Consider the following 20,932-nt stretch of genomic DNA (forward strand, 5'->3'; position numbering starts at 1 on the left):
TTTTTTATAAAACCAATATAAAATTCTTAATCAGGACAATTGATCTGAATGGTTAAATTTTCAATTATTTTCCAAGTTTCTTAATTCCCATTTCATACAGCGCGAAAGAAATCAAATCTGCATTCTCCCCAATTACCTGTTCTGTAGAACGACCTGCTCCGTGACCTGCATTTTTTTCAATTCTTAATAAAATAGGATTTTTACAAGCCTGTTTTTCCTGCAATTCTGCCCCAAATTTGAAAGAATGCGCTGGAACCACTCTGTCATCATGGTCACTTGTAATAATCATTGTTGAAGGATAGCAAGTTCCTGCTTTTACATTGTGAACAGGTGAATAAGATTTTAGATATTCAAACATTTCTTTATTATCTTCTGCCGTTCCATAATCGTAAGACCATCCAGCTCCTGCCGTGAATTTATTGTATCTCAACATATCCAACACGCCAACTCCAGGGAAAGCAACTCTTGCCAAATCGGGACGCATAGTCATGGTTGCTCCAACTAACAAACCTCCGTTTGATCTTCCTGAAAGTGCCATAAATTCTTTTGAAGTATAGCCTTTAGCCTGTAAATATTCTCCGGCTGCAATGAAGTCTTCAAAAACATTTTTCTTTTGCTGCTTCGTTCCTGCATCATGCCATTTTTTTCCGTATTCTCCACCACCACGAATGTTTGGTACGGCATAAATTCCGCCATTTTCCATCCAGATTGCATTCACTACAGAGAAAGAAGGCTGTAAACTGATATTGAAGCCTCCATAAGAGTAAAGAATCGTTGGATTTTTACCGTCAAGCTTGGTTCCTTTTTTATAATTAATCATCATCGGAATTTTCGTTCCGTCTTTTGAAGTATAGAATACCTGTTCGGACACATAATCTTCCGGATTGAATTTTACCTTCGGTTTCTGATAGACTTCAGATTTTCCAGAGTCTGCATTGAATTTATACGTAGTTCCCGGAGTGATGTAATTGCTGAATGAAAAGTACAGTTCTTTTTCTTCTTTTTTACCTCCAAAACCTCCAACATTCCCTTTTCCCGGTAAAGTAATTTCTCTAATCAGTTTTCCTGTTTTATCGAACTGTTTTACCTGATCAATGGCATCAATCATATACGTTGCAAAGAAATATCCTCCTCCTGTAGAGATTCCCAACACGTTTTCAGTTTGCGGAATAACGTCTTTCCAAGTTTCCGGTGACGGATTTTGGATGGTCGTTTTCACCAATCGCATATTCGGAGCGTCTTTATCCGTGAAAATGTATAGATTATCACCATCCGTGTCTACAATGCTTACATTGAGATCGAATCCTTTATTGATTTGTACAAAATCACCTCCTTTTTTCAGGTCTTTGATGTATAATTCATTTCCGTTGGTTGCATTGGCCGCAGAAATAATCAAATATCTCTGGTCTTCTGAAACTCCTGCTCCCAAATATCTTCTTGGGGTCTTATCCCCACCGAAAATTAGCTTATCTGAAGATTGTTTTGTTCCAAGCTTATGAAAATAAACTTTGTGCTTATCGGTCATTCCGGAAAGTACGGTTCCTTCTTTCGGCTTGTCGTAGCTTGAATAATAAAAGCCTTCGTCTCCCTGCCATGAAATTCCACTGAATTTAACATCAACCAATGTTTCATCAATTTGTTTTTTTGTAATCGCATCGATGATAATGATTTTGTTCCAGTCACTTCCTCCTTCTGAGATCGAATAAGCCGCCAAGTTTCCTTTTTTATTGAAAGACAACTGAGCCAAAGAAGTTGTTCCTTTTTCTGAAAATTTATTAGGATCTAAAAAAACTTCTGTTGATTTCGTTTTATTGTTGGTTCTGTATAAAACCGACTGCGCCTGAAGTCCATCATTTTTATAATAGTAAGTATAGTCTCCTTCTTTGAAAGGGGCTGAAATTTTTTCATAATTCCAGATATCTCTCAACTGATCTTTAATCTGATCTCTGAAAGGGATTTTTGAAAGATAATTCTGACTGTGCGCTACTTCTTCATCCACCCATTTTTTTGTGGCTTCAGAATCGTTTTCTAAGTCTCTGAATGGGTCTGCTACTGCTGTTCCGAAATATGTATCTGTTTGATTTCCTTTTAATGCTTTTGGATAAATCATTTTTTGCGAATAAAAAGTTGCCGAAAATAAAACTCCGGCTGTTAGTAAAATAGGTTTAAAATTCATTGTGAAGGTTTTCTCAAAAATACGGAATGTGTTTTAAATAAAAAAAGCTTCTGACTCATCAGAAGCTTTTAGATATATTTTTAAAAGAAAAGATTAATAATTTTCCTCTTCTCCTTTCATTTTTTCAGCGTTTTCAGCCATGATTACCGCATCAATCATTTCAGAGATATCCCCATTCATGTACGCATCAAGGTTGTACATTGATTTGTTGATTCTGTGATCGGTAACTCTTCCTTGTGGATAGTTATACGTCTTGATCTTTGCAGAACGGTCACCTGTAGAAACCATCGATTTACGCTGTGCTGCAATATCGCCCTGTACTTTCTGTAATTCGATGTCGTATAATTTGGTACGAAGCATTTCCATTGCCAATTCACGGTTAGCCAACTGTGAACGAGCCTGCTGACAAACAACTACCATTCCTGAAGGTTTGTGCGTCAACTGTACTTTAGTTTCTACCTTGTTTACATTCTGACCTCCTGCTCCTCCTGAACGCGAAGTCTGCATTTCAATATCAGCTGGATTCAGTTCAAAATCTACTTCTTCTGCTTCGGGTAAAACGGCGATTGTAATTGCTGAAGTGTGAACTCTTCCCTGAGATTCTGTTTCCGGAACACGCTGTACACGGTGAACTCCTGATTCGAATTTCATAATTCCGTATACTCCTTCCCCTTCCACTTTCATAATCAATTCTTTGTAGCCTTTTGCAGCTTCGTTAGAATCGGTTACTTCATGTCTCCATCCTTTTGTTTTAAAATACATGGTATACATTCTGTACACATCTTCTACGAAAATTGCAGCTTCATCTCCTCCTGTTCCGGCACGAAGTTCCACAATTACGTTTTTGTCATCAGCAGGATCTTTAGGAATCAAAAGAACTTTAAGCTCATCTTCCAATCCAGGAATTTTTTCTAAAGCTTCGTTTTTTTCGATTTTTGCCAGTTCAACAAAATCTTTATCTGAACCATCTGCAATAATCTCATCAGATTCTTCAATGGTATCTAAAGCCCCTTTATATAGATCGTAAACTCTTACAATTTTCCCCAAATCACTATATTCTTTGTTTAAAGAAGAATATCTTTTCTGGTCTGAAATAACATCAGGCTGAATAATAAGGTCCGCAACCTCATTGTATCTTTGTTTTATAGCTTCCAGTTTCGGAATTAAACTTTTAGACATAGTGAAAATTTAGTTTGCAAAGATACGGAATTGATTACGAACAAAAAAAGCCCATTTTCATGAGCTTTGGATTTATATAATTTTTTATTTAATGATCATTTTCTGGATGGCAACTCCCGTTTCTGATTTCAACTGAACAAGATAGGTTCCTGCCGGATAATTTATTTGAACTTCATACGTTCCGCTTTCATTGGCAAGCTTAAAGAAATCCATCTTTTTTCCTGACAGATCATAAATAGTGATCTCCCCATTTTTAGCTTTATGATAAATGAGTTTTGCTATCCCCTTTTTCACCGGATTATCAGCAATCTGAAGAGACAATCTGTTTTCAGATTTTATTTCCGAAGTCGACAAAGTCCCGTCCGTACTTCCAAGAATTCTGAATTCTCCCGGCTGTAATGTAATCGGAGCCGTTGTAGAAGTTACATTCATGACAGTATTATCCATCAAGTTTTTCCATTGTCCAGCATAAGGAAAATACGGAACTACATTTTTTGCCGTAATTCCATAATTGGCAAGAACCACGATATTTTTCAGCTCAATTCCCGTTAGTGTGGTATCATATACATAAATTCTCGTGATCAGTCCATCAGGATCGTTCGTCAGATTGTTTGATTCTACCGTATAAGTTTTTGATTTGAAAACAGGATTGGCATTTCTGATATTAATAATCTGTGCCCAGGTATTATACACCGCTTTTCTATTGGTATCCGTATCATAACCTAAAGTGAAAGCAACTGGTTTTTCATCGGTACGGCAATTGGTATTGATGGTTCCGTCCGTACATCTGTTGATGCTGAAACCATATCCCAATTCTCCAAACTGCCATATCATTTTCGGTCCAGGAATCGTAAAAAATGTTGCTCCAAAAGTTTTCATTCTGTCCAATGCCGTATTTAAATTTTTCACATCATACGTTCCGTTTGCAGCACCGTAAGCAAGATTTTTAAACATCAGTCTTTCTTCATCATGGCTTTCTCCGTATCCTACTGCTCTCATATTGGTAAAACCATGAAGATCATGATCCATACGGTCAAAATTACTATTTGATACATATCCCATTGTATTTTGATTATAAGGATCCGTCTGTTTATTCCAAAGCATTACACCTTTTCCTTCGGCAACTCTGTAGTTCGCCCACTGCTGCTCTTCTGCATCTGTTCCCAAGTGTTCAAAAATCATATATGAATTCGGATCGATATTCCATTGTTTATCTGCATAATATTTTAGAATATCCACTCTGTCCTGTTGGTAAGCATTGGTGCAGGTTTCATCATTTGCCGTACAATTCTGGGTAAACCCTTTGGTAAGATCCCAACGGAAGCCATCGATATGATATTCCGTTAACCACTGTTGCAGACATCTTTCAACGTAATATTTAGTCCAAGAACTTGAATGGTTAAAATCATTAAATACATTATACGAATGCTTTGGAACGGTATTAAAGTACGGATTGTTTGTGGCTACATCTCCATACCCGTCTCCATCAGGATCTACATTCCAAAGTCTGACCAAAGGAGAACGTCCTGTTGCATGATTAAAAGCAATATCTAAAATCACAGCAATTCCGTTTTGGTGGCACAAATCTATAAATTCCTTAAACTTTTCCGGTGTTCCGTACGCTTTATCTAGCGCATAATGAAATGATGTATTATACCCCCAGGAAAGGCTTTCTTCAAATTCCATAACCGGAAGAAGTTCAATCGCATTGATTTTTAAGTCTTTTAAATAATTGATCTTATTGATTAGTGACTGCCAGTTTTTTTCCTGAGTAAAATCTCTTAGCAATAATTCATACACCACTAAATTTTCTTTGCTTGGTCTTGTAAAGTTCGTTACCTGCCAATTGTAAGGAGTTTGCCCTGTTTTAAACATCGACACTTCAAAACTTTGTCCTGAAGGAAAAGCCGGAAGATTCGGATAAGTAGTTGATGAAATCGATGGATCATCATACAAAGACAGAATCTGCGGAGAGTAAGGATCTGCCACCTTTTTCAGATCATTGGTTCTGTATTGGAAAGTATATAATTGCTGCGGAGTTAATCCATTCAGCTCATACCAATAAAGATCCGGATTCGTGGTATCTCTTTTCATCAGATAGATATCATTTACACTCCAATTATTAAAACTTCCGATCAGATGAACAAAGTTTTTATATGGTGCATACAAAGCAAAACCTACTCTTGTAGGATCGGCAGGATCGTAATTAATACCCTGTTTGATCCAGCTTGGAATGGGTTGAGAGATTACATTTCTTGGAACCTGTAAAATGAACGTGGCATTTTTAGAACTGGAACCCTGAGTAGCAATTAATTCCATATCCGCATCTTGTGTCACTGTATAACTGTAAGAATAAGAAGTGGATGGTGTAGAAGTAGAGTTTACAACGACTCCATTTGCTTTTAGCTGAAAGGTTGCATTTACATTGGTATTTGCGGTGATATTGATTGAATTTCCTACCGGAACAGACGTTAAGCTATTCACGGAAGGATTGGTAAGACTTAAATTTAAAACTCCAACATTTACCAAAATATCAGGAGAGGTCTGATGAGTTCCGGTTTTATCTTTTAATAAAAACCCCAATCTTCCGATTCCTGTTCTGTTATAAAACACAGTCGGAGTAAAGGTTAAAGAATAAGTATCAGTGCCTGAATTATAATTTAATTTATTCAGATCATTAGAATTATTCCAGGTTCCGTTGGTTGGGCAATCCTGAGTATTTTGGTAGTTACCGTCTAAAGACCATGACCAAATATAGATCGCATTGTTGACAACTCCCCACGCTGTTTCATCAATTTGATTGCCGGGAATTGATAAAGTAATGGCATCTGTTTCGTTAAAAGGATTTGGGTTAATCGTATAACTTATTTGTCCAAAAACAAAAGCAACAAAAAGCATCATGATTCCGGAATATAATTTTCTCATATGATCTCGTTTTTCATATTAATTCATACTAAAGTAGTTCATTTTCCAGAATTATTGATTTTTTAATATAAAATTTTGGAGATTACCCTATTGAAACGTTATGCATTAACGAGTTTTTAAACTATAATTTGTTGGGCAAAAATTGATTTGAGTAAAGTTCATAAAAAAAACAAAAGGCTTAAAAAAGCCTTTTGTCTATCAATCTAATATGAACGGAATTAGTTTTTAATCACTTTTTTAGAAATTGTCTGTCCGCTTTTTAGTTTTAACTCTACAATGTACACTCCGTTTGGATAGCCTTGCAGATTGATCTGATTATTAGAGAACTGAACATTAATTCTTTGCCCTACCATATTGGTAACGTTTACGGCATCAATTAATGAATCGATTTTAATATTCAGAATATCTTTTGTAGGATTCGGATAAATCCCAAGATTTACACGTCTTATATCTGATGTTCCTAACGCGGAAGTTTCTTTAATACATCTTAACGACTGCCCTTGTCCTCTAGGACCTCCTGAAGAAGCATTTGCAATGGTTGTTCCTATATAAAGATACTTTCCACCTGAACCAGACACATCTGAACTCCAGTAATATCCTCTTTGCCCTTCATAAGTAAAAGTAGCATCAATAGGACTTCTATTACCTGCTGCAGGAAGTTTAAGTCTGCTGTTAAATGCTGTCGTAGGGTTTGAAATACCTTCTGCACTCACCGCTGTTGCCCAGTCTGCCTGAGTTGGCAATCTCCAACCTTGCCCAATTGCTTTACAAGGATCTACTCCGATTTCTGAAGTAATTGCAGATGTATTTGCTCCCGACCAAGTATCTGTTGTAGCGTTTGTACTCCACCAATAATTACTTGTTCCTGAACCGATAATGAAGGAAGTAATCCCTGCTAAACCTGATGGGTTATTAACAGAAGGCATAGAAACCGTGGATGAATTTCTCACTTGGTGGCCATCATCCCATCTTCCCCATTGGAAAAGATCTCCATAAGAATTGGTATCCGTCATAGCAGTCGCAACCTGAGTACTTCCTAAATTCTGCTGAAGCCAAACCTTTCCGTCCTGTCCTCTTACCGTTGTATAAGAAACCGGCTGCCCTTTGTACGTAAAACTTACGCAACCAGTATCTCCAGGGTTTGCTCCCGGATCTGTATTATTACAAGCCGGAGTAAGAGAAATTCTCTTTACTCTAACACCACTTTGCGAATAAGTAAGAACTAAGGAATTATTGACTGCATCATATTGCAAATCATTGTACGTTGCTGTACCATCGGATATAAAATCGCCTCCAAAAGTTGCCCAAGTATTCGTTGTAGCATTATATTCATATACAGTATTTTTTCCTCCGTTAATGCTCCAGCCACTTGCCACAACATACAGTTTTCCGGCAGGTGTTACGGTAATTGCTACATTATAAAGGTCATTAGAAATTCCAAAATTTACATCTCCTACTTGTTCCCAATCTGTTCCATTGAATTTTTTTACATTCAGCCTTCTGTTGTTTGCCAGGTTTGAAGAATAAACTACATACAATTTATTGTCTGCTCCAATTGCAATATCTGAAGTCGCATTTACTCCTTCTGTAAATGTAGTTCCAGCCGAAGCTCCCCCTACTAAAGTCCAACTATCTGTTGCAGATGCTGAGAGAGAGTTTTCGTATACTTTTACTCCGGATGCATTATGGCAAACATACACTTTACCATTAGTTCCAATAACCATTTCAGCATTGTAAGGAGTTGCCCCTGCAATTCCTGTAGGTCCTACCTGCTCCCATGCTCCGTTTACAAAACGCTTCACGGTTCCGGAATCTACAGATCCATATACGAAAAGAGTTCCGTTGGGTGCTACTGCAGAAGCCTGATAATTTGTGGTTGCACTAAATGCATTGGGAAGCTGACTCCATGAAGTTCCTTCAAATTTTCTAACCTCCATTCCTGAATTTGGATATGACCATTGATTGGTGTAATATAAAATCCCTGAAGAGTTTAAAGATAAAGAACTGTATGTTGCACTTCCTGTTGTAATTCCTGCTGAACCTCCTACATAAGACCAAGAGGTCCCATTAAATTTTTGTACCGAACCTTTAGTTGCAGCCACATCATAATAGGAAACATAGTAATTTCCTTGCCCATCAATCGCTAAATTATTATAACTTGACGTTCCTGTAGAAAGACTTCCCGATACTCCTACATCCTGCCATTGCTGAGCAGACAAAGCTCCTGACGCAATGGATAACATTCCTAACCCTAAGCCAATTTTGACCGTTGCAGAATATAAATTTTTAAACATTTGAATATTTATTTTTATTTATTCTAAATTAATTGTAGTAAATTTGCGCAAAATTAGTTGTATCGGATTAAGTATAGTTATCATTTCCAAACTATTGCTAATCATACGAATCTCTAATAAGTAAAAGACTGATTTACAAATAATAAATTGGAAACGCCATATGAAGAATAAGATACAAGAGGGGCAAATTTATAGTTCGGAAGAAATTTCTATTGTTTTTCATACGAATACCAACAGAGAGAAATCCCCTAAAACGAACTTCGTAGAAGGAAAATCAAGTTTTAATCTTCTCTATTTATTGAGCCCCAATATCAATCTGGAAGCCGACGACTGTGGAACCAAGTTTTCCTTTAAAAAAAACGAATACATCCTGCACTATTCTTCGGAAGAGAGTAAAGCAAAATTATGGACAGAGAATCAGGAGCTTTTAAAATATTTACAGATACAAATAAAATATCAATATATTTTCAATCTTTTTAATCCTCAAAAAAGTAAAGAGAGCTCTGAAATATTAGAACAAATGACAAAAAATAATTTCATTTTTCTACATAAGCAAACGCCTCCTTTAATGACTGTGGAAATGCATATCATTCTGAAAGAGATCATCGAATATTCAAAAAAAGGAATGATGCAGAAACTGTTTATCGAAGCTAAAATTATCAAGCTTTTAATTCTGATTTTCGAACAGTTTACAGAAAAAAATGATTCAGAAACCCCTTCAAAGCTACATATTCGCATAAAGAAATATATAGATGACAACTTTCACAGAAGTCTGAAGATAAATGATCTGAGCCAAGAACTTGGAGTTAATGAAAATAAAATAAGAAAGGAATTTAAGGAGCATTACCATTCAACCATAGTTGATTATGTCTCAGAGCTCAGAATGTTAAAGGCTAAGAAGCTCATCGTTGATAAGAATATCATGATTAAAGAAATCGCCATAGATTGTGGATATGACTATGTCCAGAATTTCTCCAGAGCATTCAAAAAAAAGTTTGGGGTTTCTCCTGAAAAACTCAGGAATGGATGAAACAGAAAAACCACTAACAAGTTAGTGGTTTCATATATGTTGTTTTGCTTTGATATTGCTTCTTCAGAATTCAGGTGAAAAAGCAATGACATACAAATTAATGATGTCCGTGACTATCATGAATAAAAGGACCGTGACCTTTAGGTGAGTTGTAAATAACTTCTACACCTTCTTGCTCGTACACCATTTTACTTCTAATTTCTTCCGGATCAAAAGGAGCTACTTTCCCAAAGTATTCTTTCAAACCTTCCGTCAACCACATTGGAATCACCAATCCGAAAAACATAAAAATACACCAGAATCCTACTAGGAACATTGTAACAAAGTAGATTGTCCAAAGGAACTGATAAAACGGCCAAAATGCTGATAACATCATTTTACTTAATATTTTAGGCAAAAATAGAACTTTTTTCCTTTTTACACAAAAGATACACGTCCTATTTTTTTATTTATTTTGATTTTAAACTAATTAATGAGCAAGTGCTGCAAAGAAATCATTTCCTTTATCATCACTAATGATGAATGCAGGGAAATCTTTTACTTCAATTTTTCGTACAGCTTCCATTCCTAATTCAGGGAAATCTACTACCTCAACAGACAGGATATTGTCTTTTGCCAAAATTGCAGCAGGTCCACCGATTGATCCTAAATAGAAACCTCCGTATTTCCCACAAGCATCGGTTACATCCTTACTTCTGTTTCCTTTTGCCAGCATGATCATGCTTCCACCATGACTTTGGAATTCATCCACATATACATCCATTCTTCCCGCAGTTGTAGGCCCGAAACTTCCTGAAGCCATTCCTTCCGGAGTTTTTGCAGGTCCTGCATAATAAATCGGGTGATTTTTGAAATATTCAGGCATTGGTTTCCCACTGTCAATAATTTCTTTGATTTTCGCGTGAGCGATATCTCTTGCAACGATTAAAGTTCCGTTTAGCTTTAATCTCGTTTTGATTGGATATTTTGAAAGTTCAGCCAAAATTTCAGGCATTGGCTTATTCAAATTAACTTCAATTGCTTCCTCTAAATGTGGTGGCGTATCCGGTAAAAATCTCTTAGGATCTTGCTCCAATTGCTCTAAGAAAATACCTTCTTTTGTAATTTTCCCTTTAATATTTCTGTCTGCAGAACAAGAAACGCCCATTCCAACCGGACAAGAAGCAGCGTGACGAGGAAGTCTGATTACTCTCACATCATGCGTTAAATATTTCCCTCCAAACTGCGCTCCAATTTCACTTTCCTGGCAAATCTTCTGAACTTTTGCTTCCCATTCTAGGTCTCTGAAAGCCTGACCAGCTTCATTTCCTTCTGTTGGAAGATTATCGTAGTATTTCGCAGATGCTTTTTTCACTGCCGCCAAATTTGCTTCAGCAGAAGTTCCACCGATAACCAAAGCTAAGTGATAAGGCGGACAAGCCGCAGTTCCTAAATCTGAAATTCTCTCTTTTACGAAAGCTTCCAACGATTTTTCGTTTAGTAACGATTTTGTTTTTTGGTAAAGGAATGTTTTGTTGGCAGAACCTCCTCCTTTTGTTAAGAATAAAAACTCGTAATAATCTCCTTTTTTAGCATAAATATCAATTTGCGCAGGAAGATTAGATCCTGAGTTTTTTTCATCAAACATCGTTAAAGGAACAACCTGAGAATATCTTAAATTTCTTTTTTGGTAGGTATTGTAGATTCCTTTGCTTAAATATTCACCATCATCAACTCCCGTGTATACATTTTCTCCTTTTTTACCCATTACAATTGCCGTTCCTGTATCCTGGCAAGAAGGTAAAGCACCTTCTACAGCAACTGCAGCATTTTGCAATAAGTTATAAGCAACGAATCTGTCGTTATCTGTAGCTTCAGGATCATCGATGATTCTTCTCAAACTTTCCAAATGCGAAGAACGAAGCATGAAAGAAACGTCTGCCATAGCTTCTTCAGCCAATAGCTCAAGACCTTTCGGATCTACCGCTAAAATTTCTCTGTCTCCTAATTTTTCAACTTTTACATAATCTGATGTAAGCTTCTTATACACCGTATCATCTTTCTGAATCGGATACGGATCCTGATATCTAAATTCCATTTCAATTTTTTATTGATACAAAAATACGGCTTACGTAAAAAAACATGAGCAAAATCAGCGACTTAGATTGATATTTATAATGATTATAAATTGCGTGTTTTTTCATTATTAAGTAACTTTATAGAATGTTATTTCAACCATAAAATCACAAACATTTAAACTAAATAAAAATTTCAATCACAATGAATTACAGAATAGAAAAAGACACCATGGGCGAAGTGCAGGTTCCCGCAGATAAGTTTTGGGGTGCACAGACTGAACGATCAAGAAACAATTTTAAAATAGGACCTGAAGGTTCTATGCCGCATGAAATTATTGAAGCTTTTGCTTATTTAAAGAAAGCAGCAGCTTTTGCAAATACTGATTTAGGCGTTCTACCCACTGAAAAAAGAGACATGATTGCTAAAGTTTGTGAGGAAATCCTGGAAGGAAAACTTAATGATCAGTTTCCTTTGGTGATCTGGCAAACAGGATCAGGAACACAATCGAATATGAATGTAAATGAGGTGGTTTCAAACAGAGCTCATGTAAATAACGGCGGAACTTTGGGTGAGAAATCTGAAATTCACCCGAATGATGACGTAAACAAATCTCAGTCATCAAACGATACTTATCCAACAGCAATGCACATTGCTACTTACAAAAAAGTGGTAGAAACAACGATTCCTGCTGTTGAGAAACTAAAAAATACGTTGAAGGAAAAATCGGAAACTTTTAAAGACATTGTGAAGATCGGAAGAACGCATTTAATGGATGCGACACCACTTACTTTAGGACAGGAGTTTTCAGGATATGTTGCTCAATTGGAATTTGGATTGAGAGCTTTAAAAAACACTTTACCTCACCTTTCTGAATTGGCTTTAGGAGGAACCGCTGTAGGAACAGGATTGAACACCCCACAAGGTTATGATGTAAAAGTGGCAGAATATATTTCAAAATTCACCAACCTTCCGTTTGTAACGGCAGAAAATAAATTTGAAGCGTTGGCCGCTCATGATGCTATTGTTGAATCTCATGGAGCTTTAAAACAATTAGCCGTTTCTTTATATAAAATTGCTCAGGATGTGAGATTAATGGCTTCAGGACCACGTTCGGGAATCGGAGAAATTCATATTCCTGAAAATGAACCAGGCTCTTCTATCATGCCGGGAAAAGTAAATCCTACTCAAAACGAGGCGATGACGATGGTTTGCGCGCAGGTTTTAGGAAATGACACTACCATTTCTTTTGCAGGAACGCAGGGAAATTACGAACTGAATGTTTTCAAACCAGTGATGGCCTACAATTTCTTACAATCTGCTCAGCTAATTGCTGATGCGTGTATTTCATTCAATGATCATTGTGCGGTAGGAATCGAGCCCAATCATGAAAGAATCAAAGAACTGGTTGATAAATCATTGATGTTGGTAACCGCCTTGAACACCCATATTGGTTATGAGAACGCTGCAAAAATTGCAAAAACTGCTCATAAAAACGGAACAACACTGAAAGAAGAAGCTATCAATCTAGGTCTTTTAACTGCCGAACAGTTTGACGAGTGGGTAAAACCTGAAGATATGGTGGGAAGCTTGAAATAAGAACTCATCACAAACAAAAGCACTCTACAGAAAATTGCAGAGTGCTTTTGTTTGTTAATATGAATGTTATTATTTATTATTCAATTCTCATACCAAAGAGTAATAATTTATTTTTATTTTGCATGCAAACCATAGATTATGAATCTACATATACGCAGAAAACATTTTCAACTTTTACCACCAAAGCGCAACTCCGAAAACTAATGCTTTATCATTCTCAAAATTTCCATTTTTAAAGAAGTTTCCGAAATCTTTTTTTACGAAGATGCTAAAGTCATCATAAGAAACTGTAAACTGACCTCCATAAATGAAAGGACTTACCTGATAATTGCTTCTGTCTCTATCGCTGATTCCTTCGCCTTTCATAATATTATTCGTCGACATTTTAACTCCACCATACACATTTGCCCCAACTTTAAATCCTTTCTGATAATCTCTGTACTGAACATCCATTCCCGCATTTTTCAGTTTTGAAAAATTATACTGAACTCCTAGCGGAACCATAACATATCCTGTTCTCAGCTTGCTTTTGCTCAATCCTTTCTCATAATTCGCCAGATAAACATTAGAGTTTGCATCTTTAGCAACAAACATATTGTTATCAAGACTTAGTGTTCTCCACGAAAAACCGATTCCGGAAATCAATCCCCAAGGACTTGTTCTACTAAACTGATAATTAAATTTTAATCCGAATTCGAAATTTCCGGCATATCCTAAATTTTTATCCAACGCATTGTCGGCTTCGCTATTCGTAAGATTCATGATTCCGTAAGAAATATATCCTGAAAAATTCTTTGCAGGTCTGAATTTTTTCAACAGCTTTTCTTTCAGTTCCTCATTGGAAGTCACATCAGAATTCAACAATGAATATCTTACCTGCTTCTGGATAACCGTATCCAAATCAAATCCTAATTCTTCAATTCTCTGGTCAATTTTTTCTGAAAAACGATCTGCTATTACAGCTTTTTGTTTGTCAAATTCTGCTTTATCAAGATTTTTTGCTTGAAGAGTCAGCAATTCAGCTTCCATCATTTTCTTTTCTTCCTGAATGATTGCATCGATTTTTCGGGCGTATTCATCTACCTTTTCCTTTACGATAGGACTTACTTCAGTATCTTCTTTTGGCTGAAGATTTACCAATGGCTTTCTTTGTGCGTATATTGATGTGGAAACAAGACATACGAATCCCATCATGATCATTTTTTTAATCATATTATTAATTTTTTATTGTTAAATTTTAGTATTATCTGCCGTTCAGATCAACGGTTGCGACATTGCTTTCTTTTGTTTTTTCGATCACATCTTTATGCTCTACCGAGAAAAGCAAAGTAGCGGGATCTACATATTTTTTTCTTTTCACAGGAGTTTTTACAGCATCCTCCGTTTTCGCCATCACTTTATCCGCCGAAACAGAAATTTTAGAGGTTTCAGGAGTAATAATTACCTGTGCTTCATCTTTCGGAGCTGTTTTTTGTGTTTGCTCAGCTAAAACTTTAGGCGACCGTTGAACAACTTCATTGATCGTTTTAGTTGAAGCCTCTTGAGTTTCCTGAATTATTTTCTTCTCTGCATATACAGGTTCAGAAATTGTATTTTCAGTAGCCTTTTCAGTAGCTTTCTCCTGTGGAGAGTTCTCTTTTACTTTAGTGATCTGAACATTTTGAATATTATTTTTTTCTGAAGAATTTGAAAAAAGAATAAATCCCAACCCAAAAACAAGTACCAAACATGCCGCCATCAATAGCCAATTCATCTGGAATTTGGAATGAGGTTTTTCTTTCTGCAATTCTATTTCAGACCAAAGATCTCTGGAAGGAGCAATTTCTCTTTCTTCAATCTGTTTTTTTATCTGATGTTCTAAATTATCTCTGAATGTGTTCATTTTTCATTGTTTTTTGTTGTTGAAGATAAAGCACTCTCAGCTTCTCTTTCGCCCGAAACAGTTGGGTCTTACTCACCGCAGTGGAAATTTTCAGCGCATCGGCAATTTCCTGGTGTGAATAGCCTTCTAACACATATAAGTTGAAAACCATTCTGTAGGCATCTGGAAGCTGATCTAAAAGATCCTGAGCATTGAAGTCAAAAACAACTTCCTCTTCCAGAGTTTCAATCATAAATGAAGGATTGATATCATCAATATAAAAAACGGTTTTATGGCTTTTTATAAAGTTGAGGCATTCATTTACGACAATTCGCCTTGCCCATCCTTCCAGATTCCCTTCTCCACGAAAGCTTTCAATGTGCTTAAAAATCTTGCAAAAAGCTTTAATGACACAATCTTCCGCCTGATACAAATCACTGATGTAGCTTTTTCCTACACTCAGAAACTTTTTGACGTTCTGCTCATAAAAAACTTTCTGTGCAGCCGGGTCTTGTTTCTTAAGCCGGCTGAGCAAATCTTCTTTTTTATTTCCAAATAAAAGCTTCATGAATTATCTGTTTCTATCTTAAAGACAACAAAGTTTTAAAAAGGTTACACAAAAAAATATTTTTTTTGAAAATTATTTTTCCTTGTCATTCTGAACGTAGCAAAGCGGAGTGAAGAATCTATTGTTAGAAGCGAGATTCTTCCTTTGTCAGAATGACAAGTTCATACTATTTAAATTAAAAAAAGACAGAAAAATTCTGCCTTTCTATTTTATTTTATCCTGAAAATTCATCCAGCATGTCTCTGGTCGGAACAAAGAAAAGTGTTCCTGTAACTGCTGTACTGAAATCTAAAATCCTGTCGTAATTTCCCGGAGGATTCCCGATAAACATATTCGTCAGCATTTTTTTAGTTGTTGAAAATGTACTCGCATAAGAAATGAAATACGTTCCGAATTCTCCTGTTGAAGGACTTCCAAAAGGCATATTATCTCTTACGATCTTTAGTTCTTCACCATTTTCACCTTCAATATTCGCTAATGCAATATGGGAATTTGAAGGTTTTACATCATCCGACATTTCAATATCGTTTTCTTTTGATCTTCCGATAACTTTCTCCTGTTCTTCTGTAGAAAGGCTACCCCATTCTTTCATGTTATGAAGATATTTCTGGGTAAAAAGGTAACTTCCACCTTTATATCGTTCATCTTCATCACCAATTTTAGCAAAAAAATCACGGTCTTCATTATGCGGATTTTCTGTTCCATCTACAAAACCGAGAATCGAACGGGCATCCCAATATTTAAATCCATGAATTTCTAAAATACTTTCCGCAACAGGTGACAGTAATTTTGAAATTTCAATCGCCATATCGAAAATGATACTTTTATCATCTGCTCTCAGATGAAAGTGCAGATCTCCTGGTGTAGATACTGCGGTATGTTTTTCTCCTCTTATCTCTTCAAAACTGGTTAACTCTTTGGGTAAAGGAGTTGGAAGATCAAGAATATTCCATGCGTGATATCCAATTCCTATTACACAACTTGCTCTGCTATCCGGAAATCTATTGAAAACTGAATTATTAAGATTCAGCACCAATGCGCACAATTGTTGAAAGGTATCTTTTAGTTTAGGATTATCATTCAGTTTCCACACCATAAAAATGGTATTACTGTTTGGATAGTCTGTAACATTTTGGGATTCAGGATTGGACATTATTTAGTTTTTAAATCGTTTTACATCACTTCAACAGGTTTAGAAACCTGGTCTGCAAAATATTGTTCCAGATCTTTCAAGGTTTCAGGATTTGTCTGGATATCTTTTACCAACTGCCCTTTATTTACCACTACAATTCTGTTACAAACTTCTGTCGTATGGGAAAGATCATGGCTTGAAATAAGGAAAGTTACTCCTTCCTGTTTCGATAATTCTTTGATCAGATTTTTAAGCTTGATCTGTGTAGAAGGGTCAAGATTCGCAAAAGGTTCATCCAGAATAATAATTTCCGGATTCCCGATAATTGCTCCAACGATTCCTACTTTTTTCTGGTTTCCTTTTGATAGATCACGAACATATTTTCCGGAATTTAAAATCTCTCCGTTAAAAAGATCCTGAAATTGCTTTAAAAACTCATCTACAGATGCTTTGTTCTGACCTCTTAATTCTCCAATGAAATAAAAATATTCTTCGGGAGTAAGATATCCTATCAAAAAAGAATCGTCTACGAAGGCTGAAACTTTATTTTTCCATGCTTCAGATTCATTTACTTTTATCCCATCAATGCTTACAAAGCCTGTTGTAGCCTGAATCAGATCAAGCATTAAGCTGAAAAGTGTCGTTTTTCCTGCTCCGTTATTTCCTACCAAACCGAAAGTTTCGCCGTTAGGAATTTCAAGGTTTTCTATATTTAGAACGGTAGCTTTACCGTAAGTTTTTGATAAATTATTAATCGCGATCATACTAATCTTTGTTTTTGAATGCTTCTAATGTACTGTATTTTTCTACCTTATAATGTTTTACGATGATGTCGAAGATTTTTTCTCTTAAAACAAATCCAATCCCCCCCATCACTGCCACGCTAATAACTGCTGCTGTGAGTCCGAGGGAAATTTTTACAATCGCAAACACCAACATTGGTAAAAGCATTTTGGGGATTAATAAGAGTAAAGCTTTTAGATTAAAACTATTCTTTTGCCCGAATCTTTTTTCTTTTGCATTCAGATCAATCTGCATCTTATTGAATGCTCCCGACCAAAGTGTAAATTGAGAATTAACTCCAATATTATAAATCCCGGCCGCAAAGAATGTCAAATATATATCCCAACCAAAATAGGCATAACAAATTGCCAATACCATACACACAGCCGTTACAATATTCATCAACCACCATTTTGCTTTTATATATTCTTTATAAGGAACATTCAATGTCATCATTAACGGATAGTATGAGCTGTCAAACGCAGGAACTCTCTGTCCGAATAAAAACTGAAAACCTCCTGTCACAAACAATCCCATCACCATCATCATCGCCGGAGTTTTATAGACTGGTGAAGAAAACATCAGCATTCCATAAAAAAGGAATAAAAAGCTTCCCAACAAAACGCCTTTAGTTACTTTATTTCGCCTCAGCATTTTAATATCATTATTGATAAATGTACCGATAGCTCCATATTTATTTAAGAAAGCAATATTTTCTGTTCTTCCGACCGTTTTTTTAGCCTCCAATCCTTCATCCAGATAGAACACTTTATAAATATGATTAAAACAAATCTTCCATAGTCCGGTAAACAACAGGATTGAAATCACCGCGAAATAAGGTCTTTCGTAAAAATTAAAGAAAAACCTTTCGGAATATTCCAGAACAGGAACAATATGATAATACGTAAGACCTGCTACTGCAGCGAAAATACATCCGATAACAACAACAACCGTTTCGTTGTCATTGAAAAGAATGTTGATAAAATTATTCAGATAGAATAACAGAGAAACTCCAATTAACCATGTAAAAACTCCTACCAAATTATATCCATGAAATATTGCAATTCCGGAAAACGTAATAAGAAACAGGGAGTTTAACCAACTGAATGCAGACAGAAAAGTCTTACTAAACATATAGTTGACCAATGTTTTTTTCGGAATATTTAAGGTAAGAAAGGGCTTAATATTCTGTGTCGGCATTTCCTGCCACATATATTTAATAATAAGATCAACCGCCCAAGCTACAAGTAAAAACTTAGAAACAATTTTTATAGGATCTGCATGCATATCTTCTTTGATGTAGAAAAATGCAACAAATGCACCTCCTAATAAACAGCCCATAAAATAAAGGATCGCAAAAAGACGGAGAATTTTCATCGCCAGATTGATTCCCAAAGAAGAACCTCGAAAAAAGCTTTTGAACTCTAGTCTCAGAAATTTTAAAAACATAGTTATCTTTTTTACATTAGTAAATATAAGGTTAAAAATGTTACAGGTTTTTACGAGATAAGCAGATATAAAGTATTTTTATCAAAATAAGTCTGTTTATAACCACCAGAATTTTTTTATAATATGTAAAATAAAAAAGACCTCCGAATCATCAGAAGCCTTATTATATTTTAAGTTGAATTTAAGTTACCCGATCAATTCTTTCGCCTGTGCCATCGCAGCCTCTGTAATCTTGCTCCCAGAAAGCAACTGAGCAATTTCGTTGAGTTTTTCTTCGCTGCTTAAAGGAACAATGGTGGATTGAGTTTTTCCGGAAACGTCCTGTTTTACCACTTTATAGTTATCATTTCCTTTTGCAGCAACCTGCGCTAAGTGAGAAATGACAATAAGCTGCATATCCGCAGACATTTCACGCATTAAGTTTCCAATCTCTTCAGCTACTTTTCCTGACACTCCGGTATCGATTTCATCTAAAATCAATGTTGGAAGCTCATCACTTTCTGCAATAATCTTCTTTACCGCCAACATGACACGCGATCTTTCACCTCCGGAAATAGCCGTTTGAATCGGTTTTAAAGGAAATCCTGAATTCGCCTGGAATAATAACTGAATATTTTCTTTTCCGAATTGATTAAAGTCTGAAGAGTCTTGTAATTCAATATCTACTTTTGCTTTTTCTAAGCCTAACTTTTTAAGTAAATCTTCTGCTTTTTTAATGAAAACAGGAATACTTTTCTTTCTGTTTTTTGAAAGCTTTTCAGCTAGATTTTGAAGAGCCTTTTCTTTTTTAGCAATATTTTCTTCAATTTCTGCAATGTTGGCTTCCAATTCAGAAGCTCCTTGTTGTTCACCAGCTAATTGATCTCTGATTTCTTTCAGTTCTTCAATTCCGGAAACACTGTGTTTTAGAAATAGTGAATTAATCTTATTATTCAATTCAGAAAGTAATGCTAGATTTTCAGGGTTTATTTCAATACTCTCAGCTTCATTTTCAAGCTCAGAAATAATGTCTTTCAGTTCTACAAAAGATATTTCCAATCTATTATCTAGATCTGAAAAACTATTTGAAACCTCTGAAATCTTAGAAAGTTTATTCTTCGCTTCATTAAAGAATGAAAGGATGCCAACTTCTTCCTGATGAAATCTTGATAAAATCTGTGCAAGATTCTCAGAAATCATCTCCGCATTTTCCTGTATGGATAGCTGGTTTTGAAGATCTTCATAGTCTACATCATCGAGCTTCAATTCTTCTAATTCATTCAGCAAAAATTCTTTGTAATCACTTTCTTTATTATTCTCAGACAGTTGTGTCTGTAATTTTTTAAGTTGAGTTTTTAAACTCTGGAAATCTGAAAATTCTCCTTGATATTCCTCTACGATCTGCTTATTTTCAGACAATCCGTCAATAATTTTAAACTGATATTCTGCAGTAAAAAGATTGGATGTTTCGAATTGGGAATGAATATCTATAAGCTGAGAAGAAAGTTCTTTCAGAACATCCAACGTCACCGGAACATCGTTAATAAAAGCTCTTGATTTTCCGGATGGAAGAATTTCTCTTCTTATAATGGTTTGCTGATCGTAATCAAGATCATTTTCTATAAAAAACTTCTTGAAACGGTTATTTAATGAAAATTCGGTTTCCACAACACTTTTTTCGTCTGTGTTGGAAATAGATTTTGCATCTGCACGTTCTCCTAAGATAAGGCGAAGTGCTCCTAAAATAATGGATTTCCCGGCTCCGGTTTCTCCCGTGATTACCTGTAATCCTTTATTTAAAGAAACATCCAGTACATCAATAAGTGCAAAGTTTTTTATATAGATTCTCGAAAGCATAAATCGGCAGCAGATTATGATTGATACTGCAAATATAAAATTTCA

General features: G+C 35.7%; 15 protein-coding genes. 2 read left to right on the forward strand and 13 right to left on the reverse strand.

The genetic code is table 11. From position 1 onward, the window contains the following. Positions 1-64: 64 nt before the first annotated feature. The 4 genes from RM51_RS12970 to RM51_RS12985 form a co-directional block, all read right to left on the reverse strand. On the reverse strand, positions 65-2,176 hold the full coding sequence (locus RM51_RS12970) for a prolyl oligopeptidase family serine peptidase (protein WP_039370175.1): 2,112 nt from the start codon (positions 2,174-2,176) through the stop codon (positions 65-67). A 93-nt stretch (positions 2,177-2,269) separates the two neighbouring features. Further along, a complete protein-coding gene (prfA, locus tag RM51_RS12975; RefSeq protein WP_039370179.1) occupies positions 2,270-3,355 on the reverse strand; it encodes a peptide chain release factor 1 in 1,086 nt (361 codons plus the stop codon). Between the two features lie 84 nt (positions 3,356-3,439). Beyond that, on the reverse strand, positions 3,440-6,280 hold the full coding sequence (locus RM51_RS12980; RefSeq protein WP_039370183.1) for an alpha-amylase family glycosyl hydrolase: 2,841 nt from the start codon (positions 6,278-6,280) through the stop codon (positions 3,440-3,442). A 218-nt stretch (positions 6,281-6,498) separates the two neighbouring features. Beyond that, positions 6,499-8,574, reverse strand: coding sequence for a T9SS type A sorting domain-containing protein (locus tag RM51_RS12985; protein ID WP_039370186.1), 2,076 nt, complete (start codon positions 8,572-8,574; stop codon positions 6,499-6,501). A gap of 160 nt (positions 8,575-8,734) precedes the next feature. On the opposite strand from RM51_RS12985, the gene RM51_RS12990 reads away from it, so the two are divergent. Then, positions 8,735-9,604, forward strand: coding sequence for a helix-turn-helix domain-containing protein (locus RM51_RS12990; protein ID WP_039370189.1), 870 nt, complete (start codon positions 8,735-8,737; stop codon positions 9,602-9,604). 97 nt (positions 9,605-9,701) lie between these two features. Here the strand turns inward: RM51_RS12990 and RM51_RS12995 are convergent, their stop codons facing one another. Beyond that, positions 9,702-9,980, reverse strand: coding sequence for a hypothetical protein (locus tag RM51_RS12995; protein ID WP_039370192.1), 279 nt, complete (start codon positions 9,978-9,980; stop codon positions 9,702-9,704). Between the two features lie 93 nt (positions 9,981-10,073). Then, the gene (locus RM51_RS13000) at positions 10,074-11,681 is read right to left on the reverse strand and encodes a fumarate hydratase (RefSeq protein ID WP_039370195.1); all 1,608 of its coding nucleotides are present in this window, start codon (positions 11,679-11,681) and stop codon (positions 10,074-10,076) included. Positions 11,682-11,863: 182 nt separating this feature from the next. Between RM51_RS13000 and fumC the strand changes: the two genes are divergently transcribed. Then, complete coding sequence (fumC, locus tag RM51_RS13005; RefSeq protein ID WP_039370199.1) at positions 11,864-13,258, forward strand: class II fumarate hydratase; 1,395 nt, start codon at positions 11,864-11,866, stop codon at positions 13,256-13,258. Between the two features lie 174 nt (positions 13,259-13,432). Here fumC and RM51_RS13010 read toward each other — a convergent pair whose 3' ends face one another. The 7 genes from RM51_RS13010 to RM51_RS13040 all read right to left on the reverse strand — a co-directional run bounded on the left by RM51_RS13010 (position 13,433) and on the right by RM51_RS13040 (position 20,887). Further along, on the reverse strand, positions 13,433-14,470 hold the full coding sequence (locus RM51_RS13010) for an outer membrane beta-barrel protein (protein ID WP_039370202.1): 1,038 nt from the start codon (positions 14,468-14,470) through the stop codon (positions 13,433-13,435). A gap of 31 nt (positions 14,471-14,501) precedes the next feature. Continuing rightward, a complete protein-coding gene (locus RM51_RS13015; RefSeq protein ID WP_039370205.1) occupies positions 14,502-15,140 on the reverse strand; it encodes a hypothetical protein in 639 nt (212 codons plus the stop codon). Then, positions 15,121-15,687 carry an RNA polymerase sigma factor gene (locus tag RM51_RS13020; RefSeq protein ID WP_039370208.1) on the reverse strand — a complete coding sequence of 189 codons (567 nt, stop codon included), beginning with the start codon at positions 15,685-15,687 and terminating at the stop codon, positions 15,121-15,123. The genes RM51_RS13015 and RM51_RS13020 overlap by 20 nt, the downstream gene beginning before the upstream one ends. 214 nt (positions 15,688-15,901) lie before the next feature. After that, positions 15,902-16,840 carry a Dyp-type peroxidase gene (locus tag RM51_RS13025; RefSeq protein WP_039370211.1) on the reverse strand — a complete coding sequence of 313 codons (939 nt, stop codon included), beginning with the start codon at positions 16,838-16,840 and terminating at the stop codon, positions 15,902-15,904. 20 nt (positions 16,841-16,860) lie between these two features. Beyond that, a complete protein-coding gene (locus tag RM51_RS13030; RefSeq protein ID WP_039370214.1) occupies positions 16,861-17,583 on the reverse strand; it encodes an ABC transporter ATP-binding protein in 723 nt (240 codons plus the stop codon). A gap of 1 nt (position 17,584) precedes the next feature. After that, complete coding sequence (locus tag RM51_RS13035) at positions 17,585-19,051, reverse strand: DUF5687 family protein (protein WP_039370217.1); 1,467 nt, start codon at positions 19,049-19,051, stop codon at positions 17,585-17,587. 186 nt (positions 19,052-19,237) lie between these two features. Further along, positions 19,238-20,887: a DNA repair protein RecN gene (locus RM51_RS13040; protein ID WP_039370219.1), complete on the reverse strand. Its 1,650-nt coding sequence runs from the start codon at positions 20,885-20,887 to the stop codon at positions 19,238-19,240. Between the last annotated feature and the right edge of the window lie 45 nt (positions 20,888-20,932).

This window comes from Chryseobacterium taiwanense, assembly GCF_000813825.1.
GTDB classification, from domain to species: Bacteria; Bacteroidota; Bacteroidia; order Flavobacteriales; family Weeksellaceae; genus Chryseobacterium; species Chryseobacterium taiwanense.